Source organism: Kosakonia sp. (genome assembly GCF_032052965.1).
Taxonomy (GTDB): Bacteria; Pseudomonadota; Gammaproteobacteria; order Enterobacterales; family Enterobacteriaceae; genus Kosakonia.
The window spans coordinates 43,912-69,685 of record NZ_DAMBVN010000018.1 but is presented as its reverse complement, the minus strand read 5'-3'; the positions used below and the strand labels follow the sequence as shown (position 1 = coordinate 69,685).

22 protein-coding genes are annotated in these 25,774 nt (G+C 54.6%); 1 reads left to right on the top strand and 21 read right to left on the bottom strand.

Annotation, left to right across the window (positions count from 1 at the left end):
- Positions 1 to 49 precede the first annotated feature (49 nt).
- Both cutC and RTX30_RS18475 read right to left on the bottom strand, forming a co-directional pair.
- Positions 50 to 793, bottom strand: coding sequence for a copper homeostasis protein CutC (cutC, locus tag RTX30_RS18480; RefSeq protein WP_312691620.1), 744 nt, complete (start codon positions 791 to 793; stop codon positions 50 to 52).
- Between the two features lie 64 nt (positions 794 to 857).
- On the bottom strand, positions 858 to 1,418 hold the full coding sequence (locus RTX30_RS18475) for a VOC family protein (protein WP_312691619.1): 561 nt from the start codon (positions 1,416 to 1,418) through the stop codon (positions 858 to 860).
- Positions 1,419 to 1,564: 146 nt separating this feature from the next.
- Between RTX30_RS18475 and argS the strand changes: the two genes are divergently transcribed.
- Positions 1,565 to 3,298, top strand: a complete 1,734-nt coding sequence (gene argS, locus RTX30_RS18470) for an arginine--tRNA ligase (RefSeq protein ID WP_312691618.1) — start codon at positions 1,565 to 1,567, stop codon at positions 3,296 to 3,298.
- Between the two features lie 95 nt (positions 3,299 to 3,393).
- Here argS and RTX30_RS18465 read toward each other — a convergent pair whose 3' ends face one another.
- The 19 genes from RTX30_RS18465 to motA all read right to left on the bottom strand — a co-directional run bounded on the left by RTX30_RS18465 (position 3,394) and on the right by motA (position 25,670).
- Positions 3,394 to 4,533 (bottom strand): glycoside hydrolase family 105 protein, encoded by a 1,140-nt coding sequence (locus tag RTX30_RS18465; RefSeq protein ID WP_312691617.1) that lies wholly within the window; start codon positions 4,531 to 4,533, stop codon positions 3,394 to 3,396.
- Positions 4,534 to 4,543: 10 nt separating this feature from the next.
- Entirely contained in the window at positions 4,544 to 6,121 is a 1,578-nt protein-coding gene (locus tag RTX30_RS18460) for an MFS transporter (RefSeq protein WP_312691616.1), read from the bottom strand.
- A gap of 301 nt (positions 6,122 to 6,422) precedes the next feature.
- Positions 6,423 to 6,833, bottom strand: a complete 411-nt coding sequence (locus RTX30_RS18455; protein ID WP_312691615.1) for a flagellar protein FlhE — start codon at positions 6,831 to 6,833, stop codon at positions 6,423 to 6,425.
- Positions 6,833 to 8,911, bottom strand: a complete 2,079-nt coding sequence (gene flhA, locus RTX30_RS18450) for a flagellar biosynthesis protein FlhA (protein WP_312691614.1) — start codon at positions 8,909 to 8,911, stop codon at positions 6,833 to 6,835. Before flhA ends, RTX30_RS18455 begins: the two co-directional genes overlap by 1 nt.
- Positions 8,904 to 10,055, bottom strand: coding sequence for a flagellar biosynthesis protein FlhB (gene flhB / locus RTX30_RS18445; RefSeq protein ID WP_312691613.1), 1,152 nt, complete (start codon positions 10,053 to 10,055; stop codon positions 8,904 to 8,906). The genes flhA and flhB overlap by 8 nt, the downstream gene beginning before the upstream one ends.
- Positions 10,056 to 10,306: 251 nt before the next feature.
- A complete protein-coding gene (gene cheZ / locus RTX30_RS18440) occupies positions 10,307 to 10,951 on the bottom strand; it encodes a protein phosphatase CheZ (RefSeq protein ID WP_312691612.1) in 645 nt (214 codons plus the stop codon).
- A gap of 11 nt (positions 10,952 to 10,962) precedes the next feature.
- A complete protein-coding gene (gene cheY, locus RTX30_RS18435) occupies positions 10,963 to 11,352 on the bottom strand; it encodes a chemotaxis response regulator CheY (RefSeq protein ID WP_023480048.1) in 390 nt (129 codons plus the stop codon).
- Between the two features lie 17 nt (positions 11,353 to 11,369).
- Positions 11,370 to 12,419, bottom strand: coding sequence for a protein-glutamate methylesterase/protein glutamine deamidase (gene cheB / locus RTX30_RS18430; RefSeq protein ID WP_312691611.1), 1,050 nt, complete (start codon positions 12,417 to 12,419; stop codon positions 11,370 to 11,372).
- The gene (cheR, locus tag RTX30_RS18425) at positions 12,416 to 13,285 is read right to left on the bottom strand and encodes a protein-glutamate O-methyltransferase CheR (protein ID WP_312691610.1); all 870 of its coding nucleotides are present in this window, start codon (positions 13,283 to 13,285) and stop codon (positions 12,416 to 12,418) included. Before cheR ends, cheB begins: the two co-directional genes overlap by 4 nt.
- A 564-nt stretch (positions 13,286 to 13,849) precedes the next feature.
- Positions 13,850 to 15,505, bottom strand: coding sequence for a methyl-accepting chemotaxis protein II (tar, locus tag RTX30_RS18420; protein ID WP_312691609.1), 1,656 nt, complete (start codon positions 15,503 to 15,505; stop codon positions 13,850 to 13,852).
- An 86-nt stretch (positions 15,506 to 15,591) separates the two neighbouring features.
- Positions 15,592 to 16,554: a spore coat protein U domain-containing protein gene (locus RTX30_RS18415; protein ID WP_312691608.1), complete on the bottom strand. Its 963-nt coding sequence runs from the start codon at positions 16,552 to 16,554 to the stop codon at positions 15,592 to 15,594.
- Positions 16,554 to 18,959, bottom strand: coding sequence for a fimbria/pilus outer membrane usher protein (locus RTX30_RS18410; RefSeq protein WP_312691607.1), 2,406 nt, complete (start codon positions 18,957 to 18,959; stop codon positions 16,554 to 16,556). Before RTX30_RS18410 ends, RTX30_RS18415 begins: the two co-directional genes overlap by 1 nt.
- Positions 18,935 to 19,705, bottom strand: a complete 771-nt coding sequence (locus tag RTX30_RS18405; RefSeq protein WP_312691606.1) for a molecular chaperone — start codon at positions 19,703 to 19,705, stop codon at positions 18,935 to 18,937. The genes RTX30_RS18410 and RTX30_RS18405 overlap by 25 nt, the downstream gene beginning before the upstream one ends.
- Before the next feature lie 14 nt (positions 19,706 to 19,719).
- Positions 19,720 to 20,193, bottom strand: coding sequence for a spore coat U domain-containing protein (locus RTX30_RS18400; RefSeq protein ID WP_312691652.1), 474 nt, complete (start codon positions 20,191 to 20,193; stop codon positions 19,720 to 19,722).
- A 91-nt stretch (positions 20,194 to 20,284) separates the two neighbouring features.
- The gene (locus tag RTX30_RS18395; RefSeq protein ID WP_409429830.1) at positions 20,285 to 20,854 is read right to left on the bottom strand and encodes a spore coat U domain-containing protein; all 570 of its coding nucleotides are present in this window, start codon (positions 20,852 to 20,854) and stop codon (positions 20,285 to 20,287) included.
- Between the two features lie 390 nt (positions 20,855 to 21,244).
- Positions 21,245 to 21,748 (bottom strand): chemotaxis protein CheW, encoded by a 504-nt coding sequence (gene cheW, locus RTX30_RS18390; protein WP_312691605.1) that lies wholly within the window; start codon positions 21,746 to 21,748, stop codon positions 21,245 to 21,247.
- 22 nt (positions 21,749 to 21,770) lie between these two features.
- Positions 21,771 to 23,834 carry a chemotaxis protein CheA gene (cheA, locus tag RTX30_RS18385; RefSeq protein ID WP_312691604.1) on the bottom strand — a complete coding sequence of 688 codons (2,064 nt, stop codon included), beginning with the start codon at positions 23,832 to 23,834 and terminating at the stop codon, positions 21,771 to 21,773.
- Between the two features lie 4 nt (positions 23,835 to 23,838).
- Positions 23,839 to 24,786: a flagellar motor protein MotB gene (motB, locus tag RTX30_RS18380; protein ID WP_312691603.1), complete on the bottom strand. Its 948-nt coding sequence runs from the start codon at positions 24,784 to 24,786 to the stop codon at positions 23,839 to 23,841.
- Positions 24,783 to 25,670 (bottom strand): flagellar motor stator protein MotA, encoded by an 888-nt coding sequence (motA, locus tag RTX30_RS18375; RefSeq protein ID WP_094420765.1) that lies wholly within the window; start codon positions 25,668 to 25,670, stop codon positions 24,783 to 24,785. The genes motB and motA overlap by 4 nt, the downstream gene beginning before the upstream one ends.
- Between the last annotated feature and the right edge of the window lie 104 nt (positions 25,671 to 25,774).

The window sequence follows — 25,774 nt, the reverse complement described above, 5'->3', positions numbered from 1 at the left end:
TACGAGCAAGCATCATATTGGGCGACATGATGCGCGGTAAAAATCGTTTTCAGCGGTGATGGTCGTGGATCTTCTTTTTCATCGCCGCCACTGAATTTCCGTCAACGCCGTAGCGGGCATATTCATCCGCGCTGGCATCTGAAGACATCGATAATCCTGTATTGCGATAACGCATTGGCGATGCTGTCCAGCAACCTGCCGAACTGTGCACCTCTTTCACACCCGCAGTGAGAAAGCGTTCGAGGTTTTCAGGACGTACCCCCGCACCCGCCATAATGATTGGAACACCGGATCGGTCATTTAGTTCCCGAATAATTGAAAGACCTTTTTCCGCCGACGCTTGCTGCCCGGAAGTCAGAATGCGCGCGACACCCAATTCTGCCAATATATCAAAGGCTTGTCGCGGTTCAGCACACATGTCAAAGGCGCGATGAAAAGTGACCGCCATTCCCTGCGCAGCGGCCATTACCTTGCGCATTCGCGCCTGATCCACACCCCCATCCTCATCAAGGATGCCGATAACCAACCCCGGGAAACCAAGCTCACGCAGAAAGTGGATATCTTCCAACATGGCGGAAAACTCATCATCGCGATAACAAAAATCGCCGCCGCGCGGACGGATAATGGGATGCACCGGGATCGTTACAGCCTTGCGAATGGCTTTCAATGCCCCGTAAGAAGGGGTTAAACCGCCCTCTTTCGGTGCAGCGCAAAATTCTATGCGATCGGCCCCATGCTGTTGGGCGATCACCGCGTCATCAACGCCATAGCAACAGATTTCCAGTAATGTCATCACGCCTCCCTTTTTGCACTATGAGGGCAGGTGCACGGCGCCCCACCGCTCACAGCCTTGTCGTTCATTGTTCGCTGGCGACGATCGCCTCAATGGTCCACGGATGAAATTTCACCGTGACTTTACCATCGGTCACCGCCAGCGTCGGGTTGGGTAATCGTTCACGTTCGCCTTTAGGCGAACTTGTTTTCACTGCGATACCTGGCTGGCTCAGCCCTTCATCTGCAATCAGCTCCAGCGCACGGGCATTCAGCGTTTCCGGCGCACCCGGCAAAACAATCTCAATATGCTCCCAGCCTTCGTGGGGGTAGCGTTTTTCACCCGGCCACGGCAGTTCGATAACGTCGAATTGCCAGTGCGCCACGCACACAGGTTCACGCAGTTTGAACAGACAGATAGGACGGCCATTGATCACGTTTTCCGACAGTAGCTCCCCGCACTGCTCAAAACCGCGCCGCCAGCGTTCCGCCGTCGTATTCTGGTGGCAACGCAGGGAGATATGATCGGCGTTTAAGGGTGCAATATTCAGCCCAAGACGGGTAGTCAACTTTTGCAAATCGTCGCTAAAACGCGGCAAATCTTCCGCGATATCCTGCAACTCTTCGAGTGTTTGCCAATGGCTCATAACAGTGCTCGCAAGTCATAACAAAGCCCATAATCTACCGTGTTATGCAGTGCTGACGCCACCGGGCATTTGCAGTATACTCCCGGCTTTATTAAACACCCGGACGCCGCCTCTGCTTTGCGGCGTCCTAAATGTAAGGTATCCCGGTGAATATTCAGGCACTTCTCTCAGAAAAAGTCAGTCAGGCCATGATTGCGGCAGGCGCTCCAGAAGATTGCGAAGCGCAGGTCCGCCAGTCAGCAAAAGTTCAGTTTGGCGACTATCAGGCTAACGGCGTGATGGCAGTTGCAAAAAAACTGGGCATGGCACCGCGACAACTGGCCGAGCAAGTTCTGACCCACCTCTCACTTGACGGGATTGCCAGCAAGGTTGAAATCGCCGGGCCAGGCTTTATCAATATTTTTCTTGCGCCGACGTTTCTTGCCGAACATGTCAGCGAAGCGCTGAAGTCCGACCGTCTTGGTATTACCCGTCCGCAGCCGCAAACTATCGTTATCGATTATTCCGCGCCAAACGTAGCGAAAGAGATGCACGTCGGCCACCTGCGCTCCACCATTATCGGCGACGCTTCCGTACGTACCCAGGAACTGCTGGGTCATAACGTGATCCGTGCAAACCATGTGGGCGACTGGGGCACCCAGTTCGGTATGCTGATCGCTTACCTGGAATTGCAACAGCAGGAAAATGCGGGCGAGATGGCACTGGCGGATCTCGAAGGGTTCTACCGCGAAGCGAAAAAGCACTACGATGAAGATGCCGAATTTGCCGAACGTGCGCGCGGCTACGTGGTGAAACTGCAGGGCGGCGACGCGTACTGCCGCGAAATGTGGCGTAAACTGGTCGACATCACCATGAGTCAGAATCAGAAAACGTACGAGCGTCTGAACGTCACCTTGACCCGCAAAGATGTGATGGGTGAAAGCTTATATAACCCTATGTTGCCGGGTATCGTTGCAGATCTACGGGAAAAAGGTCTGGCAGTGGAAAGCGAAGGTGCCACTGTGGTGTTCCTGGATGAATACCAGAACAAAGAAGGCGAACCGATGGGCGTCATCATCCAGAAAAAAGATGGCGGCTACCTCTACACCACAACCGATATCGCCTGCGCGAAGTACCGTTATGAAACGCTGCATGCCGACCGCGTGCTTTACTACATTGACTCCCGCCAGCACCAGCATCTGATGCAGGCCTGGACGATTGTGCGTAAAGCCGGGTATGTGCCAGATTCCGTGCCGCTGGAACACCACATGTTCGGCATGATGCTGGGTAAAGACGGCAAGCCGTTTAAAACCCGCGCAGGTGGGACAGTAAAACTTTCCGATCTGCTGGATGAAGCGCTGGAACGCGCTCGTCGCCTTGTCGCTGAGAAAAACCCGGATATGCCAGCCGATGAGCTGGAAAAACTGGCGAACGCAGTAGGTATCGGCGCAGTAAAATATGCTGATCTGTCGAAAAACCGCACCACCGACTATGTGTTCGACTGGGATAATATGCTGGCGTTTGAAGGCAATACCGCACCCTACATGCAATACGCTTATACGCGTGTGCTGTCAGTGTTCCGTAAAGCGGGTGTTGAAGAAAGTATTCTGGAAAATGCGCCCGTACTGATCAACGAAGAGCGCGAGTCACAACTGGCTGCCCGCCTGTTGCAGTTCGAAGAGACGCTGAATGTCGTGGCGCGCGAAGGGACTCCGCACGTTATGTGCGCCTATCTGTACGATCTGGCCGGGCTGTTCTCTGGTTTTTACGAGCACTGCCCAATCCTCAGTGCGGAAAGCGATGAAGTGCGTCTGAGCCGACTGAAGTTGGCACAGTTGACGGCGAAGACCCTGAAACTGGGGCTGGATACGTTGGGTATCGAAACGGTGGAACGCATGTAATCGTTGCCGCCGGCAGTAACCGACCCGGCAAAAACGCACTTGCCTCATCAGGCATAAAAAACCCCGGCTACCCGGGGTTTTTCTTTTTTGCATCGTCAGAAATACTTACGCAAATATTCCGTCAGACACAGCATTGCCATCGCCTGCCCGTATGGCATCGAGGTCAGCGGGATCTGACGATAGAATTCCAAATCGCTGCCCATACCGGTACCAAACGAAACCTGCAACAATTCCCCTTCCGGCGAAATATGGCCAACAATGGCTTTTACCGCTTTTTCAGCCACTTCCGTGTAATCAGCACTGATATAACGCTTGCGCAACGCTTTCAAAATCCCGTAGGCAAACCCGGCTGTTGCCGAGGCTTCCAGATAGGAGTCGGCATCGTCCAGCAAGGTATGCCACAGCCCGCTTTCATGCTGGCATTTCGCCAGCGCGGCGATTTGCGCATTCAGGACCTGCACGAGATAGCGGCGCACGGCGTTGTTTTCTGGCAGATCCACCAGCTCCAGGAAGTCCGGGATCACAATGGTCAGCCAGCTGTTACCACGCGCCCAGCGAGCACTGGCAAAGTTATGATTACCGTCGTAATTCCAGCCGTGGAACCAAAGTCCGCTCTGCCGATCCATCAGGTTCTGTACATGCAGAAGGAACTGATATACCGCCTCTTCCACATAGTCGGGGCGATGGAGTAACTTACCGATTTTCGCCAGCGGCAGTACCGTCATCATCAGTGTGTCATCCCACATCTGCTGATGGTTTTCCTCCGCCAGGGTAATGTGCTGCATGCCGCCATGTTCCGTGCGTGGCATCTCATTCATTGCCCACTCGGCCCAGGTTTCCAGCCAGGGCAGGTAGCTCGGGTTACCAGTTTCCTCGTAGCGATACGCCAGCGTCAGGAACGGTGCCATGGTGTTGACGTTCTTGGTGGTTGCCCCCTCGGCAAAACGGTCAGCGAACCAGCTATCGATCACGTCGCGAATGGTTTCATCACCCGTCTGGCGGTAGTACTGATACATGCCATACAGGCCCACACCGTGTGTCCATTCCCAGCCAGCCCAGCCTTTGGTATCAATCACCCGCCCATCGTCGAGACGCAGTAAAAACTCGCCGGTGTTATCGTGAATATTGACCAGGTTATGCGTGATTTTTCGGATCAACGCTTTCAGTTCATCACGGGCGATAAAACGCTCTGGCTGACGTAATAACGGGCTGTGTTTGACAGGCCAAACCTTCATATTAGTAACCTCAGTTGTAAGTCGATTTCAGCGACGCGCCTTTTTTGAGCGCCGGCGCGGCAGGTTTATTTCGATTCAGGTAGCCAATGTTGTTATTCCCCCACAGGGACTCATAGGGCATACCCGCCAGCATTTCGACGGTTTCACGGGCCTCTGGTGTAATGCTTTCCGGCATACTCCGGCCGCTCTGGCGCATTTTGGCTGTCTCTTCACGCAGTACACTGTGGGTTTTCAGGTTCAGTTTAAAGCGCAGGGAGACAAGGAAACCGCAGCACAGCACCAGGATAGTGCCGAAGCACATGATCATCAGGATGGTATGACTGACTTCCGGTGCCTGTATTTTCTGGCCGGAAACAAAACCAGACGCCTGCATTACGATCCCCACCAGCATCACAGCGCCCGCCTGAGACGCTTTGCGCGTCAGGGTCATAATCCCGGCAAAAATCCCTTCGCGACGCTGGCCTGTCACTACTTCGTCAATATCAGCAATGTAGGTGTATGTGTTCCACGGTACATAGTTGATGCCACCACGCCCCAGGCCCGCAACGGCAGAAACCAGCAGCAACAGCGAGTAAACGTCACTCAGCCCAGCGTAGTAGAGCACGCCATAAGAGGCGGCGCTCAGGCCAAACAGCACGACCACCATGCGGTATGAAGGCGCGGGTCCAAAACGGATACACAGCGGGATCATGGCAATCACGGCGATAAACTGGAAAATCGCCATCGTACCCAGCAGGTTAGAAGCGAGAGACGCTTCCTGCATCAGCACAAATACCACGTAATAGGTGAATACGGCATTAAATACGTCCTGCGCGATATACCCGCCAAGGTACATACCCAGATGCTGGCGGAAAATCTTAATACGTAACGTTGAGCTGAGTTCAACAAACAGGCGGCTCAGGCTCTGACCCAGCGTCAGGCTCTTTTTCTCCTCTTCTGCACGCAGTGCCGCTTCCGTCCACTCTTCACGTGGGCGCTCCCAGGTGAAACACCAGACGAAGGTCAGCATCAACGCACAAAGCACAGAGAACACCAGGCTGGCGTAGAAGAAGGAGATGGGGTTTTCTTTGCCGAAATGGGTCAGCAAAACACCCGGCAGGAACGAGGCCAGGATCGCTGACATCTGCGCCATAGAAATACGCGCGCCAGAGAATTTGGTTTTCTGTTTAAAGTCATCGGTCATCTCCGGTACCAGCGTTTCATACGGTACCAGGATCATGGTGTAAACCACATCAAACAGCAGGTAGGTCAGCAGGTAGTACCAGAAACTCATGTCCCCTACCCACATGATGGAGTAGCTGAACACGCATGGAATACCCAGCAGAATAAAGAACTTGCGACGACCAAAGCGTTTACCCAGCCAGGTCGTGCCAAAGTTATCGGTTAAAAAGCCCATCAACGGACTGACCACCGCATCCAACACCCTGGCGGTGGCAAAGATAAATGTTGCCTCAATGGGCGTCAGGCCGCAGAAGGTCGTGTAGAAATAAAGTAACCATGCTGCGGTCAACGCGGTGGTACCCGCCCCCAGAAAGTCACCTGAACCGTAGGCGAGGTAATTAGCCAATCCTATTTTTCGTGTTTTCATTGCCGTCAACCCTTTTCATTATTGGGACCTCTGGCATTACGGCTGCGCCAAAGGAAAATCTTACATGGCTAAAGTAAGAGGATGTGCAAGTGGAAACCTTTCTGTTTTTGCCAGCAGGACATGACAAATGGCAATAATGCAAAGGGTGCCGTTACGCGCTTCACCGATTTATAAAACAGTGTTTCTTTTGCATCAAAAGGACGGGTCAGAAATGAGAGCCATACGTCAAAATCCCGCCGGGCGACGGGATTATTTGTTTAAAAAAGACGCTAGCTTACTGAGAGGGTTGACAGCGAGACGGTTAACCGTTTTGGGCGGGCTGACGATAATTCACAATAACCTGATTACTCTGCACTTTTAAGGCGGGCATCAGCCGACCACCGCCAGGCACTTCCCAGACAAAGCGTAACGGTTCAGTGGCCGGAACACCGGTAAAACCGAGCGTTGTGCCGCTCTGGCCGTCCAGCGCAACACAGCGGGTTTGTGAACAGAGACGGACAATCAACCCGGCTGGCGTCGGGCCATTCAACTCATACCGCCAGGCAACCAGCGTCATCAGGCCGTTAACCGGCTGAGAAGAAGCCAGTGGCGCGGACGAGGCGGCCACGCCACGGTGGTTCAGTGTGACGCCGATACTGCTGGCCTGCCACGCCCCCTCTCCGGCAGCGTGGGCCAACAATGGTAATGCGAACAGCCAGGCCAGATAACGCATTATTTGCCTCCAATCGTGGCTGTCATGCGGATATTACGGTTATCCGACATTTCCATATTCGACAGTACGACCAGCTGCGGCAGGCTACGGCGTAAGAAGCGAGCCAGTAACGGACGCAGGGCATGGTTTACCAGCAGTACCGGCGGCGCGCCAAGCATCTCCTGGCGGGTAAGTGCTTCCTGCGTCTGCTCAAGCAAACGGTCTGCCAGGCCAGGCTCCAGGCCGCCACCACCCTGCAGTGCCTGCAGCAGCAAGCGTTCCAGCGGGGTATCGAGGCCAATCACCTGCACTTCATCGGTGCCCGGGAACCACTGCTGGGTAATCGCACGGCCCAGCGCGACGCGTACCACCGAGGTGAGCTCATGCGGATCGTTTTGCATCGGCGCGTGTTCCGCCAGCGTTTCCAGAATGGTGCGCATATCGCGAATTGGCACTTTCTCGGCCAGCAGATTTTGCAGCACTTTGTGCAGCGTGGTCAGCGTGACCACGCCCGGTACGAGATCCTCGGTCAGTTTAGGCATCTCCTGTGTGACGCGATCAAGCAACTGCTGTGCTTCCTGGCGACCAAACAGCTCTGAAGAAAACTGACCAATCAAGTGGTTGAGATGGGTTGCCACCACGGTACTGGCTTCCACTACGGTAAAGCCCTGAATCTGCGCCTGTTCTTTGAGTGCGCTCTCGATCCAGATTGCCGTCAGGCCAAAGGCCGGATCGACAGTTTGTTCACCCGGCAATGTCCCCGCCGCGGTGCCTGGGTTAATCGCCAGCCAGCGCCCCGGATACGCATCGCCGCTGCCAATTTCCACCCCTTTCATCAGAATGCGATAGCGTGCCGGCGGCAGGTCCATATTGTCGCGGATGTGCACCACCGGCGGCAGGAAGCCCATATCCTGCGCAAATTTCTTACGAATACTGCGAATACGCCCCAGCAATTCACCATCCTGCTGGAAGTCCACCATCGGAATAAGACGGTAGCCGACTTCCATACCCAGAGAATCTTCCAGCTGCACATCGCCCCAGGTGGCTTCTACGGCCTGGGTGTTTTCCGGCAGTTTCACCGGTTCTGCGGCGGCGGGCGCTTGCTGCTCTTTACCACGCAACCACCAGGCCAGTCCCAGCAGCGCCGCCGTAAACAGCAGGAAAACCAGGTTTGGCATGCCCGGCACCATGCCCAGCAGACCGAGAACACCGGCGCTCAGCAACATCACGCGCGGGTTGGTAAACAGCTGGCCGACCATCTGCTGACCGACGTCTTCATCGGTTGCAACGCGAGTAACGATAACACCCGCCGCGGTAGAGATAACCAGCGCCGGAATTTGCGCAACCAGGCCGTCACCGATGGTCAGCAGGGTGTAGCTTTCCGCCGCATCGCCCATCGATAAACCGTGTTGCAGAACCCCGACCAGCAGCCCGCCGATGACGTTAATCACCATGATCAGGATACCGGCGACGGCGTCACCGCGAACGAACTTACTCGCACCGTCCATTGAACCGTAGAAATCAGCTTCCTGGGTTACTTCGGAACGGCGGCGTTTCGCTTCATCTTCGCCGATAATCCCGGCGTTGAGGTCCGCATCGATCGCCATCTGTTTGCCTGGCATCCCGTCAAGTACGAAACGCGCGCCGACTTCAGCAATACGCCCAGCACCTTTGGTGATTACCATGAAGTTGATGATCACGAGGATGATGAACACCACAATACCGATGGCGAAGTTACCGCCCACAAGGAAGTGGCCGAAGGCTTCAACCACACGGCCTGCCGCGGCAGAGCCGGTATGCCCTTCCATCAGGATGATACGCGTTGAGGCAACGTTCAGTGCCAGGCGCAGCAAGGTCGTAAACAGCAGAATGGTAGGGAATGCGGCAAACTCCAGAGTCTTCTGGGTAAACATTGCCACTAACAGCACCATGATGGACAGGGCGATGTTAAAGGTAAACAGCAGATCGAGGACAAACGCTGGCAGCGGCAGCACCATCATCGACAAAATCAGCATGATGAGCACCGGCCCGGCAAGTACCTGCCACTGGGTCGATTTCAGATTGCTGGGCAGACGCAGCATTGCTACCAGATTAGCCATCAGTGTCCTTCTCGTTCAAGAAATCCAGCGCCTCTGGCACCGGAAGGTTTTCAGGTTTAACAGGGCGTTGGCCGCCAGACAAACGCCAGCGTTTCAACTGCCATACCCACGCCAGTACTTCGGCTACCGCCGCGTACAGCTGGCCAGGGATTTGCTGACCAATCTCAGCATGACGATAGAGCGCACGCGCCAGCGGCGGGGCTTCAAGAATCGGCACGCGATTTTCTGTACCCAACTCACGAATGCGCAGTGCGACCAGGCCCTGCCCTTTCGCCACCACTTTCGGCGCACTCATTTTATTCTCGTCATATTGCAGCGCGACGGAGTAATGCGTCGGGTTAGTCACTATAACGTCAGCCTTCGGCACATCGGCCATCATGCGACGGCGCGCCGCCGCGCGCTGCATCTGGCGAATACGACCTTTCACATGCGGGTCGCCTTCGCTCTGTTTGAACTCATCACGGATATCCTGGCGTGACATCCGCAGTTTTTTCAGGTGGCTGTAGATCTGCCAGAACACGTCAAACCCCACCATCGGGATAATGCTCAGAGCCACCAGCAGTGCACAAAGTCCGGCCAGATTGAGTGCATTCGCCATGGCTTTAGAAGGCGACTCACTCATTAAACGCATCATGTCCGGCCAGTGGTGCCACAGGAACAAACCGGCAACGCCCCCCATAAACAATGCTTTCATCAGCGCTTTTACCAGCTCCGCGCCCACCTGCCCGGAAAACAGTCGCTTGATGCCGCTTAACGGGTTCAGTTTGGAAAACTGAAACGCCAGCGATTTGGTGCTGAACACCAGGCCGCCCAACATCACGGGCGCAATCAACGCGATAATCACCACGCCAGTGAGCAGAGGCAACATCGCGAGAAGTGCGTTTTTCAGCATGATGATAATTTGCGCCAGTACCAGGTTTTCGTCGTTGACGATACCGTGGTCAAAGCGCAGGCCGGTTGACAGGACAATCGACAACCGACGGCCAAACGACTCGCCGCCAAACCACAGGATGCAGATACCCGCCAGCATGATCAGAATCGATGTCAGCTCTTTCGATCGGGGGATCTGCCCTTCTTCGCGCGCCTTTTCTAGTCGGTGCGCTGTGGGGGCTTCTGTTTTGTCGTCGCTGTCTTCAGAGGCCACGGCGTACATCCAGGGGTTGCAGGTTTGATGACATATTGCCAGAGTCAACGCCGTCTAATGGGCAGAGTAAGGCACAAAAACGGGGGGTTTTCGCCATTTGGGCAGGGAAACATCACGCCATGACGGCGATAAGATATGCAAAAAAAGAAAGGGAAAAGCAAAAGCGGAAAGTTTTAGTCCTTTCCACTTTTTTATAACATGCTGTTTTACAAACCTAATCCTTCATAAGAACATGAAGGATTAGGTGCAAATCAGAAACCGAGGCTATCGAGCAGATCGTCGACCTGATCCTGGCTCGCTACCACACCGGCTTTGGTCGCATCGAGTTGCGGCCCGTTGAGCAGGCTGTCGTTTTCACGTTTCGGACGCGCACTTTGATCCGGAATGTTTTCCAGCAGAACCATCAGCAGTTGACGTTCGATCTCCTGGACCACATCCATCATACGTTTGATAACCTGACCGGTCAGATCCTGGAAATCCTGCGCCATCATAATGTCCAACAGCTGCGCGTTGGTGAAGCTGGTGTGATCCGGTACTTCACCCAAGTACTTACGGGTATCCGTCACCAGTTCACGCGCGTCCGCCAGTTCGATTGGGTTTTCAAACCACTCGTCCCAACGTTTAGTCAGCGCTTTCGCACCGCGCTCCATCTCATCCTGATGCGGCTGAGAGGCTTCGACGCTATTCAACGCACGCTCTGCAGCCTGCGCAGTCATCTGTACGACGTAATCCAGACGGTCACGAGCATCGGGAATCGCTTCCGCTGCTTCAGCAATCGCCTGATCAAGGCCTAATTCACGCAGACTGTCGCGCAACATGCGCGTTAAACTGCCTATCCGGGCAATAATGTCGGAGGGTGAATGTTCATCCGCTGGTTTAATTGAAGGTTGAATCATTTATCCAGTCCTCACATGCCAAGTTTCTCGAAGATCTTACCGAGTTTCTCTTCCAGGGTTGCAGCGGTAAACGGTTTCACCACGTAGCCGCTCGCGCCCGCCTGAGCTGCAGCGATGATGTTCTCTTTTTTCGCTTCGGCCGTAACCATCAGCACCGGCATAGAGGCCATATTGCTGTCGGCACGAATGGTTTTCAGCAACTCCAGACCGTCCATGTTAGGCATGTTCCAGTCAGAGATAACAAAACCAAACCCACCGGCCTGGAGTTTATTCAGCGCGTCAACGCCGTCTTCGGCTTCTTCGACGTTGTTGAACCCCAGCTCTTTTAACAGGTTGCGTACGATACGACGCATCGTGGAAAAGTCATCCACAACCAGAAATCTGAGCTCTTTGTCCGCCATAAATTTTTACTCCTAGTTCAAATACGTATTGCCTGTCCGGCACTGATTTTCGCCAACATCTGCTGGCTTACCTGGCTAAGATCGACCACTTCGCTAACGCCACCCATATTGATAGCTTCGCGCGGCATGCCGAACACCACACAACTCGCTTCGTTTTGCGCGATGGTCCAGGCGCCAGCCTGATGCATCGCTAACATTCCGGCCGCGCCGTCGTTGCCCATCCCCGTGAGAATAACTCCCACGGCGTTGCGCCCGGCGAATTTCGCTACCGAATGAAACAGCACATCCACGGAAGGACGATGCCGGTTAACCGGCGGCCCGTCATGGATCTTAATTTGATAGTTCGCTCCACTGCGCGCCAGCTCCATATGTCGGTCGCCGGGGGCAATGTAGGCATGGCCAGGCAATACGCGCTCACCATCTTCCGCCTCTTTAACGCTGATCTGACACAGCTTGTTCAGACGTTCTGCAAAAGAGCGAGTGAATCCCGGCGGCATGTGCTGAGTGATAAGAATACCCGGACTTGAGAGCGGCAATGGCTGGAGTACATGACGAATTGCCTCTGTTCCTCCGGTTGACGCGCCAATTACCAGCAATTTTTCCGAGCTCAGCAATGGGCCGGCTTTTAATGTCACCGGTGCGGCCATCGGTTTGTGCGCAGCCAGACGCGCACGCGATGCGGTACGCACTTTCTCAGCGATCATCTCGCTGTAGGCCAGCATACCTTCGCGAATACCGATCTGCGGCTTAGTGACGAAATCAATCGCCCCCAGCTCCAGCGCACGCAGCGTCACTTCCGACCCTTTTCCAGTCAGTGAAGAAACCATCACGACCGGCATCGGGCGTAAGCGCATTAATTTTTCCAGGAAGTCCAGTCCGTCCATGCGCGGCATTTCGACGTCCAGCGTTAACACGTCCGGGTTGAATTTTTTAATTAAATCCCGGGCGACCAACGGATCCGGCGCCGTCGCGACCATTTCCATATCACTGTGGCTATTGATTATTTCTGTCATGATCTGACGCATCAATGCGGAATCATCGACGGACAATACCCTGATTTTACTCATGCTTTATCCTTACTCAGCGCATAAACGGTCTGCCCACGGAGGCTAAACTCGCGCACGAGGTTGCTGAAATTCTCCGAATGCCCGGCAAACAATAATCCGTCCGGCTTAAGCAGCGGAGCAAAACGATGCAGAATGTCCTGTTGCGTCGTTTTATCAAAATAAATCATTACGTTACGGCAGAAAATAGCGTCAAACGGCCCCGGTACGTTGTATTGCTTATCCAGCAAGTTCACGGTCGTGAAATCAACGTAGTTCGCCAGTTCCTGACGTACCCGCACCAGTCCGGCGTGAGGCCCGGTGCCGCGCATGAAATAGCGCTGCATCTGCTGCGGCGAAAGGGTTTTCAGCTCATCCTGGCGATAGATACCGGCACGGGCTTTTTCCAGCACCTCAGTATCGATATCGCTGGCGAACACCTTCCAGCGACCTGGCGCCATTCCGAGCGCGTCAGCAAGCGTAATAGCCAGCGAATAGGGTTCTTCACCCGTCGAAGCGGCGGCACTCCAGACGCGATACTCTCCTGTGCGCTTACGCGCATGTTCAGCCAGTACCGGAAAGTGATGCCCTTCCCGGAAAAATGCAGTGAGGTTGGTGGTCAGCGAGTTAATAAACGCTTGCCACTCGGCGCTATTCTGATTCGCTTCCAGCATGCTCAGATAACGACCGAAATCATCCAGCCCCAGCGTGCGCAAACGGCGGACCAGCCGGTTGTAGACCATGTCACGTTTATGATCGGCGAGGACTATCCCCGCTCGCTGGTATATCAGTTGACAGATCCGACGGAAATGCGCGTCGGACAGCGCGAGGCGCTGAGTCATCTGCTGTAATATTGATGACGTTTGCCCACTGGGCAGTGATGATGTCATAGCGCCTTCTCAACTAGGTTCAGGATGTAACAGGCACGCGCTTTGCCGTGCCACTTCAGGTCTGCCGACCCGCTCTTCATTCTTAAACACTGCCACCAACGCGGTCAGTTTATCCGCCGGGTTTCGTCACGGGCCGGCGGCAGATCTCTTTTCTACACGCGCAGCACCCCGTTGCATCACCCGTTCCATCAGGCTTATGGCATGCGTGTTCTGCCCCGTTTTGCGACGTTATTGCACTGTCGCGGCGGCAGTTTCGCCCATATGTCGTGGTCCAGGGTGACGGCGCAGACGACATCATTCTTCGTCCACACAGCGGCTTCGGGCTTTGTACAGCAGCCATGAAACCGTCGTTAAACCAGGCTTTACTCTCTTCTACCGCCTGCGCACTGCGCTGATGGTTATTTCTACTACGTCCTGTAGATGTGACGTGCTTTCCTTAATTGCTGAGAAAGACAACTTTTTACTGCCAACCTACAACATGCCAAAACACATTCACTTTTTTATTGGGCAACCTGTTCAACATCCCTGCTCTTTTAGGGCGGCAACGTTACCGCCCAGGCACTGCTAAAATGTTTCCCAGTTCGCTTCCTGACCGCCGGACTGCGGGCGGCTTCGCGCCGGGGCCGTCGCCACAGGGGCAGACGCTGGTCGTACCGGTGTGCCGGCTGCCGCTGAGAGGCGGAAAGTGGATACCGCCATCGTCAGCAGGCTGGCTTGTTCTTCCAGGGCGGCCGCTGCGGCGGCCGATTGTTGCACCAGTGAGGCGTTCTGCTGCGTAACGCGATCCATTTCGGATACCGCCAGCGCAACCTGATCGATTCCGCGGCTCTGCTCATCCGAGGCCGATGCGATCTCGCCCATAATGTCGTTTACCCGCGTTACAGCGTTAACAATGTCCAGCATGGTTTCGCCTGCGCTACCGACCAGTACTGATCCGGTATCGACACGGGAGACAGAATCTTCAATTAAAGCTTTAATTTCTTTGGCCGCCTGCGCACTTCTGCTGGCCAGATTACGCACTTCACCGGCTACCACGGCGAACCCACGCCCTTGCTCACCAGCACGTGCAGCTTCAACTGCGGCGTTTAATGCCAGAATATTGGTCTGGAAGGCTATGCCGTCGATAACGCTAATAATGTCGGCGATTTTCTGTGAACTTGTAGCGATTTCATGCATCGTTTTCACTACACCGTCCACCACTTTGCCACCGCGTTCTGCGGTTTCCGAGGCACTCTGCGCCAGCAGCGACGCCTGACGGGCGTTTTCGGCGTTCTGTTTCACCGTGGCCGTTAACTCTTCCATACTGGCTGCGGTCTGCTCCAGCGCGGAAGCCTGCTCTTCAGTGCGCGAAGAGAGATCGTTATTTCCCGCAGCGATTTCACTGGTGCCGGCGTAAATTGCATCAGAACCCTGACGCACATTGGTGACTGTTTCGATCAATGCGTTTTGCATATGATCAACGCTTTGCGCCAGTTCGGTGATCTCGCTGCGTCCGGCAATGGTCAGAGTATGCGCCAGATTACCGCCGGCAATCTCGCGAATATGACGAATAACTGACGACAATGGAGACAATAGAATGCGGCGAATGCCATACCAAACGGCGGTGAGAACAATCACCAGCGCCAGCGCCAGGATTGCCATCTGCCATTTGGCAAAGTTGTAGTCGCTCACGCTTTGTTCCCAGGCGTTGCGATACAAGTTTTCACTTAAGCTTGCATATTTCGCCATCGCCTCACCGAGGGCGTTTTGCATCCCCTGGGTCGGTTGCGCCATAAATGCGTTCATATTGCCGCTTTCAAGGAACTGGACCAGTTCAGTGAGGGCGGCGTTATAGGTACGGTACTTATCGTCCAGCGTCTGGCGGGCAGCGTCCATCTCTGGCAACGAGGGCAATGCACGGAAAGCGTCATAATGCTTCGCCGCCTCTGTCAGAGAATTTTTCGCGCTGTTGAGCAGATCGATTTTCGCACTGCTCTGCTGGTTGCTGGGATCCAACAACATACGCGCGGAAGAGCGACTGAGGTTAATGCGGGTTTGCAGCATCAGTTCCCAGGCTTTGCCCAGTTCGGTTTGTTGCATGCGCAGATCATTGGAGACGGCAAAGCTCTGCTGATTTTGCTTAAGCGAGGAGAAAAAAAGCCCGCCAGAAACGAGTTGCAGCAGGGCAAACACCAGCAACACGCTCATAAGCATTGTAACGACGCGGATACGGTTCAACATACAACACCTTCTTGATAAGTTCTTAACGGTGTTATCGGCATCCGATGAGGGAACTTTACATTTGCGAAAGGGAATTAAATTACTGCTTAAAAAGCGATATCCACGGTCAACGTATCGCTGTAGGTTCCCCCCGGCGGCGTGGTCTGCGTCGTTAACACTTTTGCGGTGTAGTTATAGGTTCGTAACAGCCCATCGGTGCTGATCTGCGTTGACACGCCGCTTGACCAGCGCTCCGCTCCCACGCTGCCCCAGCGCGAAGTGGTGGCACCTTTATAGATGTCGTAGCTCAGTCGGTTACTGCCGCTGGCCATATTGCGCACGCTGCCGCTGGCATACGCGCCATTATTAATGCCGACGGTATAAGTACTGCCTTTCGTGCAGGTAATGGCAATAGATTGCGAGACGGTTGGAAAGTTACGCACCAGCGGCGCACTGCCAAAATTGACGTTTGGCGCGCTGATCGTCGAACAGTCATTTGTAATCGTCATGTTCAGTTGCAGGCTGGTGGCTACCGTACCGGTTTGAGGCGAACCGCATAAGCCCCCCGCACCCGCCGCGCAAACGTTATAGGCGACGTTGAAATTCAGGGTCACTTGATAGGGTCCGGCGCTGACATTTTGCCCTGCCACGGTTTGAAAATAGAGCGGCAGGGTATAGGTTTTACTTCCCAGCAGCGCCAGCAGAACGGATCCGCTCCAGGTATAACTGTTGCCGGTAATGGTCGCTTCGCTGTTCGCGGGGCATCCGGACTGTCCGCAAACCCGTACCGGTATGATATCGGTTACCGTCGTATCATCGGTACGTTTCAGGGTTCCGCGGTTGGCGGCGGTGGCCGATGCCCCCGTCAGCGTCAGGGTGACGGAATCATTGGTTAGCACGTTCAGCGCCGCATCGCATTTGACGATCAGGTTCGCGGTTGTGGTTTGTGCAGTACTGTTCAGTACAAATGACGTGACAGTACCGAAAGCGCCATTCGTGGTGCTAACGGTGCAGGCCGACCAGACCTGCGTTGAACTGAATAACAGCACAAGCAACAACAGTCGGCGCATTAGGGGCTCCTCTTACAGGTTAACGGCCCGTATGTCTGCAGTTTATGTTCGGGGTTGGCCATCAGGCTAAAACGGGTATCACAGCGGGAACCATCCGGCATACGCACATGCAGCACATTCACCGCATCGAGATTTTCCAGCCAGGCAATGCCGTCGTAACCGACAAGGGCATCCACGTTGCCGGGGCGCGACACCAGGCTGGCGACAGGGAGCGCTTCCCCCGCCTCATCATGCAAAATGACGCTGGCAACACGCGACTCTTGCATCGGAAATTCAACCAGATAGCCACTGTGACGGCGCAACGCGACTCTGCGTTCGGTATCCATGATCCGCGTATCTGCCGGAAGGTTAAGCGTATCGATACTGTAGCTGGCCGGATAATAAGCCGAGACGCCGCTCACCAGCAGATAACCATTACGGTCTGTTTCACCCACGGGTTGATTCTCATAATTCACTGGTACCCCGGCACGACCGCTGGTACTCACCACTGCAAAGGCGTCATTGATTCGGTTGGCGGCAAACCACTCGCCGTCCATCAGCACCACCGCGCCGAGCGCTTCGCCCCACCAGGTCATCATATTATTTTCGCCATAACCGCCGCCCTGAAGTTCAACATTATTATTGCGCCACCCCAGCGTGCCTTGTTGATACGTACGTGACTGGGACTGATTGGCCAGCGCCATGTTCCCGCTGAAACCGCCATCCGTGGGCATGGCATGGTTGTAGTTAATTCGTTGAGTCGAGCCAGCATCAGGCGTTTTCTCCATACTGACGGCTGCGTTGTCGCTGTCACCGATCGGGATCTGCAGCGACATGGCGAAAGTCCAGTCGCCCTGTTGGTTATCACGGCTGGCGGCCAGATAGAGACTGCTGCTTCCCCACAGGTTGCGACTCCACGACAAGTTCAACAGTTCAGTTCGGCTGTTGTCGAAACTGCGTACGCCAATCCACGCCGCGCCGACGTTACCGTAATCCCCCATATTAAATGTCAGCGAATACTGATCAGTGTTGCGACTTAAGCTGGCGAAGATGTGCTGGCTGGAGCCGGTGCGCATGTCACGCTCTCGGTTATAACTGGCACGTTGATCGTAAAGTGCCAGATTGCCGAATTCTCGGGTGCGACGGCTGTGCTGGGTGCTGACGCTAAACAGACTGGCGTTGTATTGATAGCCCCAGTTACGTTGATTACCGCGATCGCTAAACATCTGGCTCTGTGTCCACGCACCGTTAACAACCCCGAGCCGGCCCAGTTTGACGACCGCTCCAGCGCCGCCAAGCGCGAGCGACTCGGCCGCCTCGGCATGGCCTTCAAGCGTCAGGTAGTCCGTTAAGCCATAGCGGTACGAGCCGCTTGCCACCAGCGGCCCATAGTCAAAATTATCAATGCCATAATTGCGCCGCAGCGAGCCAACCGTCACAGCACCATCACTCAGGCCCGCTTTCAACAAGTCGCTGGCCACATAAAATGGCAATGTGGTGCTGACCTGGCGGCCCAGTGCGTCGGTGGTGACCAGCACGGCATCGCCCGCCCCGTTGATATAGGGCATATTGGTCAGGGTGAATGGCCCCGGCTGAAGTTGCGTATTCCCGGCGCGATAACCGTTGATAAAAACATCCACGGAGGTCGGTACTGCCGCTTCACCAGAGAAAGCGGGAAGCGGCCAGGTCACCAGATCCGGGCGCAGTGAAAAATCGCGGCCAAAACTGATGCCGCCAACACGCACACTACTGCTCCAGCTCAATGCATCAGATATCACATCCCCGAGATTCCACTCAGTCGCGTCATCTTCATTAGTAAAGGTCACTGTAGAGTCATAACGGATGTAACCCTCTTTTTGTCGCAGATCGCCGGAAAGCGTCTTTCGCCAGGATCCGGTGGAAGAGAGTACCCCGTTATCCTTGAAATACCGAAACTCATGCCATAACGCCGCCTGTGTTCCAATATGTTCTGTGGTGCTGGAGTAGATGTCGTAGTTGATTAACGCGCCCTGGCCGTAATGCAACGAGCTACGCCCGACCCCGGTATTAAAGGCGGTCAAACGCTCAGGCACCCATGCCGACGGGACCGACAACATTAATCGTTGCCGCTCACTATCATACTCCGTTCGCACTTCCGGCCAGGCCGACACATTCACGTCACCTTGTGGAACATGTTCCGCGGCCAGCCCTGCCCGCAGCAAATCCGCACTGGATACATAAAACTGGTGTTGCCGCTGGATCACCGGCACCACCTGCTGCGTATCGTAATGGTTGATAACCAAACTGAGATGAAACACAGCCTGTTCATTGATTGCACGTGCATCTGGCGGCGGCGGTAAGGCATCATCGCCCTCTTCCGCGCATGCCCACTGCAATGGCAGCATCAATGTGACAGCCAGAATCAGTTGCCTGCGGACGACTGCCATTCGCTATCCCTGGCATTGATCGTCGCCTTCATCTCTGCTGGACGTGTCACCCCGGCGGGTAATGGCCAGCTTCTTGTGCTGTGTGGTAACACATACCCTAATAACCCATCGGCAACCTGATGCGTCTGCCCGCCCTGACGCGCTGTCACTTTACTTAAACGAACGTGCACATTCCCGGTATTGCGAACCTCCAGCGCGGGCTTACCGTCGGCGCGCACCACACGCCAGCTTAAGTTCTGCGTGTCCACGAGGGCATGGTGTGCACCCTGGGCATAGGTGATCATCCCCTGGCCATAAACAAACAATGGTATGGAGTAACGCATTTGCAGCTTCAGGCCAATTTTCGGCGTGGCGGGATCGTCGGGTTGCGGTATTTCATCCACGATAATGCGGTATGCCTGTTCAACGCCCGCCGGAATTTTCCCCTGCTTAATTAACCGAATCAGCTGCTTACTGCCCTTTTCAATCCGCACGATGGGTGGACTGGCAACCACATCACTTTGCTGCTGGTAACGTTCAAGCCCACCATCCTGGCGCCAACGTACAATCCGCACCTGCATGGTAGTGGGCGTTTCCCCCTGGTTCTGGATCCATAACTCGCTGGCGTTGGTGTTGCTTGCCATCCACGGATCAATCGGCCAAAGCAAAATGGTCGCTGCCGCCTGTGCCCTGGGTACGACCAGCGTTAGCAACAGCGCGGCTGCCAGCAATGATCCCACCGTCCGGTTAGACAAGATGGCTTTCATGCACTTCTCCCTTATTACCATGACAAGGTCACAGTGAGTTGATCGGTATAGGTTCCCGCCGGGCTGAAGCCGGTCAGTGTCGCGGCGCCGAAGATGGCTAATGCGATATTGTTGCTGTCGGTATAGGCGACAGAGACGGCCTGGTTAACGCCAATTTCTGTGTTAGCCGCCAGGGTACTGCTGCGGTAAAGCCGGTAAGGCACGCGTTCGGTGCCGCCCGTACGTTGCATATTCCTTACCGTTGAATAGTTCGCCCCCCCATTGATACTCATGCTGAGCGTGACGCCAGGGGTACATCCCAGCGACAGCGAGGCATTAGGTACAAAACTGGTAGTCACCTGGCCGGTTTGTACGCCGCTGCGGGTACCAAAATTGAGCGAGCCCAGTACACCGCCGCTGCCACTGACCACCGCGCAGCCCGGCGCTATCGTTGCGCCCACGGTGAAGGTCTGCGAGGTCACCGCAAGCGCCTGCTGTTGCGCCAGCATCCCTAACAGTATCAGCCCTGAAATCGCGCGCAGGCATCCCCCGCTTCCGCGAAGGGAAGCGTCAGCGTCAACAGACGTCATGTGAGGAGAATTAGTACGTTACGCTCACGTTAATCGTATCGGTGTAGGTGCCCGGTACCACACTCACACTGTTACCCCCGCCAGTTATCCGGCCAAAGAGGGTGTAGTTATCTACTCCGCCCGTTGTCGATGCGCGGGGGATCGTGGTGTTGTTGGCAATAACGTTGCTGAAGCCGCTGTCGCTGTAGAGGCTGTACGCCACACCCTGGGTGGTGTTAGCCGCGTTGACCAGGTAGCGCGCGGGCGTACCTGGCGTACCGACGACGGTACCCGGCGCGGTTGAGTTGGTATTGCCGGTGATCTGCACGGTGTAATCTGTGGTGGTGCACTGGATGCCGAAGCTGTTACCGCCACTGGCCCCGGTTAACTGGGTGGTGAGTTGCGAGAAGGTCGCGGGATGGGTACCAAAGTCGAGGGTACCAAAATTAATACCATTCTGACTGGGAGACCCGTTGATCAGGCAGCCGTTCGTCAATGTCAATGTCGCACCGATGGTACCACTGCTGGTCACCGCCCGAGCTTGTTGCCCGGCCATCACTAGCACTCCACTTGCAAGGACAAGAAGAAGTTTTCTGTTCATCGTCGCCTCCGGTAATGAAGCGTGCTGTTCATCTTGAAGTGAAAGTACCACCCGAAAAACACGCAAGAAATCAAAGTTCAGAGCAGGAATATCAGAAATTTAGTTTATGCGTAGCGGTTCAACCACTTATGTTGCTGAGGCTATTGCAACGCGCGGCTTTGCTTTTTAATGCTGTTAAATCAATAAATTAGAACAGAAAAACAGCATCGAAATGGGTTTGTGCAAAGGATATATGGATTAATATGTGATAAATGTCTCAAAATATTACGGATGGTAAATGAATTTTCCACCGTGTATTCAGCGGTAAGCAGAGGAGGATGCAGGATATTTTTTGCAGAGCAGCCAAAGAAAAGCGGGTGAAACTGTGTTCACCCGCCTGATTATTTCGAATTACGCTACGTGAGAAGTCGCGATGTCGAGCAGCGCCATTTCATCGCTGTTCAGCAGTTTTTCGATATTCACCAGAATCAGCATACGGTCGCCCAGTGCGCCGAGGCCAGTGAGGTATTCTGTCGACAGGGTGACGGCGAATTCCGGTGCCGGACGAATCTGGTCTGATGCCAGAGACAGCACGTCAGACACGCCATCCACAACAATACCAACAACACGCTGGCCGAGATTCAGCACGATAACAACGGTGTTATCGTCATACTCAACGTCGCCCTGGCTGAACTTCACGCGCAGGTCAACAATCGGCACAATCACGCCACGCAGGTTGGTGACACCTTTGATAAAGTCGGGGGTATTGGCGATACGGGTCACCTGATCATAGCCACGAATTTCCTGAACTTTGAGAATATCGATACCGTATTCTTCATCGCCCAGCGTAAATACCAGGAATTCCTGACCTGATGGCTCGCCCGCCAGTTTTGCTACATTACTCATACCGGTCATGTTTTATACCTTCTTAACTAAATCAGGCGGCTGTGTGCGCCATACGATGTTCACGATTCAAGCCCTGCAGCGCCGATACGTCGACAATCAGCGCGACGCTACCATCACCGAGGATAGTGGCCGCAGAAATACCCGGCACTTTGCGATAGTTACTTTCCAGGTTTTTCACTACGACCTGGTGCTGACCGATCAGTTGGTCAACCAGCAGGGCATAGCGGCGACCGGCGCTTTGCAGGATAACAACAATCCCCTGCGTGGCTTCGGTTTTGGCACCCATAACGTCAAACACTTTCCACAGTTCCACCAGCGGCAGGTATTCACCGCGCACTTCCAGTACACGCTCGCCACCCGCCAGCGGATGCAGATCTTCTTCGCGCGGCTGCAGAGATTCCATCACCGCATTCAGCGGCAGAATGAAGACTTCGTCATTCACTTTCACTGACATACCATCGAGGATGGCCAGCGTCAGTGGCAGCAGGATTCGGATGGTTGTGCCCGTACCCTGTTTCGATTTGATTTCAACGTGGCCGCCCATCTCCTGGATGTTACGTTTCACCACGTCCATACCGACGCCACGACCCGACACGTCCGTTACCTGCTCAGCGGTAGAGAAGCCCGGGGCGAAAATCAGCATCCCGACTTCTTCATCAGTCATGTTTTCGTGTACCGCCATCCCCTGCGACAGTGCTTTTGCGAGGATACGGTCACGGTTCAGACCTGCGCCATCATCGGTGACTTCAATGCAGATATTGCCACCCTGGTGTTCAGCAGACAGAATCAGGTTGCCGATCGGCGATTTACCTGCTTCAACACGTTTTTCCGGCGACTCAATACCATGGTCGAGGCTGTTACGCACAAGGTGCGTTAACGGGTCAATAATGCGTTCGATCAGGCTCTTATCCAGTTCAGTCGAGCTCCCTTGCAGGGTTAGCTCTACTTGCTTATCCAGTTTGCTCGCCAGATCGCGAACCAGGCGTGGGAAGCGGCTGAAAACGTATTCCATCGGCATCATACGAATGGACATCACCGATTCCTGCAGGTCACGGGCGTTGCGTTGCAGCTGGCTCATGCTGGTGATCAGATCCCCATGAGTGACCGGATCCAGCTCGTTGGAGCGCTGGGCCAGCATCGACTGGGTAATCACCAGTTCACCGACCAGGTTAATCAACTGGTCGACTTTTTCTACCGCAACACGGATGCTGGTTGATTCACTGGCGCGCGCCGCGGGTTTTTCGCGGCCGGCCGGAGCCTCTTTCGCTACAGCTTTCAGTGCCGGAGCAGCAGCCGGTTTAGCCGCAGGCACCGCAGCCTGCGCGTCTTGCGGCGCGGCCTCAGCAGCGACGGCTTCCGCTTCATCAGCAGGTGCGGCGGCGGGCGCAGCAGCCGTTTTTTCGAATGCAATTTGGTCAGCTTCGATAACGAAGCACAACACCGCAATGATATCGTCTTCACCGACACCGCCATCGAGCGTGACGCTCAGGGTATCGCTCCCTTTTACGACATCGCTCAGCGTACCGAGATTGCTTAACTCCTCTTCCAGCAACCCGACTTCGCTCTCCTTCAGGCGAGAGAGGACAATACGCAGTTTACCGTCGCTTTCAGCGGCCGGTGCGGCAGCGGTTTCAGATTCCAGCGCAGCGGTCTCTACAACAGAGAGTTTCGCGCCGCCTGCGGCCGCGGGAACAACCTCTCCTTTTGCTTCCAACGCCAGCTGGCGCAGAGCATTGCAGATATATTCAAAGCTGGCAGCATCTGGCTCTTGAGAGCTTTTATAGGCGTCGAGCTGTTCCTGCATAATATCTTTGGTTTCCAAAAACAGGTTGATAATGTCGGTGTTGAGCTGCATCTCTCCACGCCGGGCCTCATCAAGAAGGTTTTCCATTAAATGCGTGGTTTCCTGCAAGATGGTGAAGCCAAATGTGCCTGCACCACCTTTAATAGAGTGCGCCGCACGAAAGATGGCGTTGAGCTGTTCGGAATCTGGCGCTTCGGGCACCAGATCCAGCAAGTGTTGTTCCATATCGGCCAACAACTCGTCAGCTTCATCAAAAAATGTCTGATAAAAATCGCTAATATCCATGCTCACGCTATCACCTCGGTTCGGCTTGTGGCGATGTGGAAACTGCTACCGGAGATGCGGGCGCGTTAGCGCCTGCGGCCTCTGGCTGTGAAATCGCGCTTACTGGCGCATTCTGACTTTCGGCGTTTTCATGCAGAATGGCCTCTTCTGCCTGCTTATTAAGAACCAAAAGACTAATTCGGCGGTTGATTGCTTCATCCGGCCCCCTGTCGGCCAGGCGCATGGTTGCTGCCATGCCCACGACCCGCAGGATCTTGCCGTTATCCAGGCCACCCGCAACCAGCTCACGGCGCGACGCATTAGCACGGTCGGCAGAAAGTTCCCAGTTGCTATATCCTTTTTCGCCATTGGCGTAAGGGAAATCATCCGTGTGGCCCGATAAGCTGATCCGGTTAGGGATCCCATTCAGCACTGGCGCAATCGCCCGTAAAATATCACGCATGTAGGGCTCAACTTCCGCGCTGCCGGTCTTAAACATCGGCCGGTTCTGGCTGTCGATAATCTGAATTCTCAGCCCTTCCTGCACCAGGTCTATCTTCAAATGCGGGCGCAATGCGCGCAGTTTCGGATCGGCTTCAATTAACTGGTCCAGGTCACCGCGCAATTTATTCAGGCGCGATTGCTCCATGCGTTTTTTTAAATCATCAATATTGGGCTGTTTTTGCACTTCGCCCTTTTGCTGTGTGTAGTCATCGCCACCGCCCGGTATCGGACTGTCGCTGTTAGAAATTCTCGGCCCACCCGTGACTGCCGTTGCCAGCGGCGTGCGGAAATATTCCGCAATCTGGATGAGTTCTTTCGGGCTGGAGATGGAGATCAACCACATCACCAGGAAGAACGCCATCATCGCCGTCATAAAGTCGGCATAGGCAATCTTCCAGGAACCGTGTGCTCCGCCGCCGTGGCCTTTATGTTTCTTTCGTTTTACAACAACGATGGGATGGGCCTGATTTTTCATGCGTCCTCGGTCGTTGTCTGTTGGTTAGGGTTTCTCACCGCACGCACGTGTTCATCCAGCTCGACAAACGATGGACGCTCACTCGAGTACAACGTTTTACGACCGAACTCAACCGCGATAGGCGGTGCATAACCATTAAGGTTCGACAGCAAAGTGATCTTGACGCACTGCATCATCTTGGCGGTTTCAGCACTCTTCTGGCGTAATACGCTGGCCAGTGGAGAGATAAAACCATACGCCAACAGGATGCCGAGGAACGTCCCCACCATTGCATGCGCGATCAGGGCCCCGAGTTCTGCCGCCGGGCGATCCGCAGACGCCAGTGCATGAACCACCCCCATCACCGCTGCCACGATACCAAACGCCGGAAGAGAATCCCCCACTGCCGCCAGGGCGTTAGCCGGAACTTCAGCTTCACTTTCGTGGGTTTCAATCTCTTCATCCATCAACGCTTCAATTTCGAAGGTATTCATATTGCCGCTGATGATAAGTCGCAGATAATCCACAATAAATTCAAGCATGGTGGCATCCGCCAGAATGCGTGGATAGCTGGCGAAAATCTCGCTCTCTTTCGGGTTCTCAATGTCACGTTCCAGAGAGAACATGCCCTGCTGACGTGATTTCGCCATCAGGCGATAGAGCAGCGCCAACAAATCCATATACATACTTTTGGTGTACTTCGAACGGCGAAAGAGCAAAGGTAACGCTTTCATCGTACCTTTGATGGCTTTACCGTTGTTGCCTACAATGAATGCACCGACACCCGCCCCGCCGATAATGATCAGTTCAGACGGCTGATAAAGTGCCCCAAGGTGCCCGCCGGTCATCATGTAACCACCGAGAACAGCACCAACTACAATCAGGTAACCTAAAACGATAAGCACGACATCATCCTTCTGCTAATGACTAAGGCTAGGGATAAACATTTCAGAGGGTTAACGAATCGGAGGTAAAAAAAAAGCAGCGGCATTACTGCACCGCTGCTGGA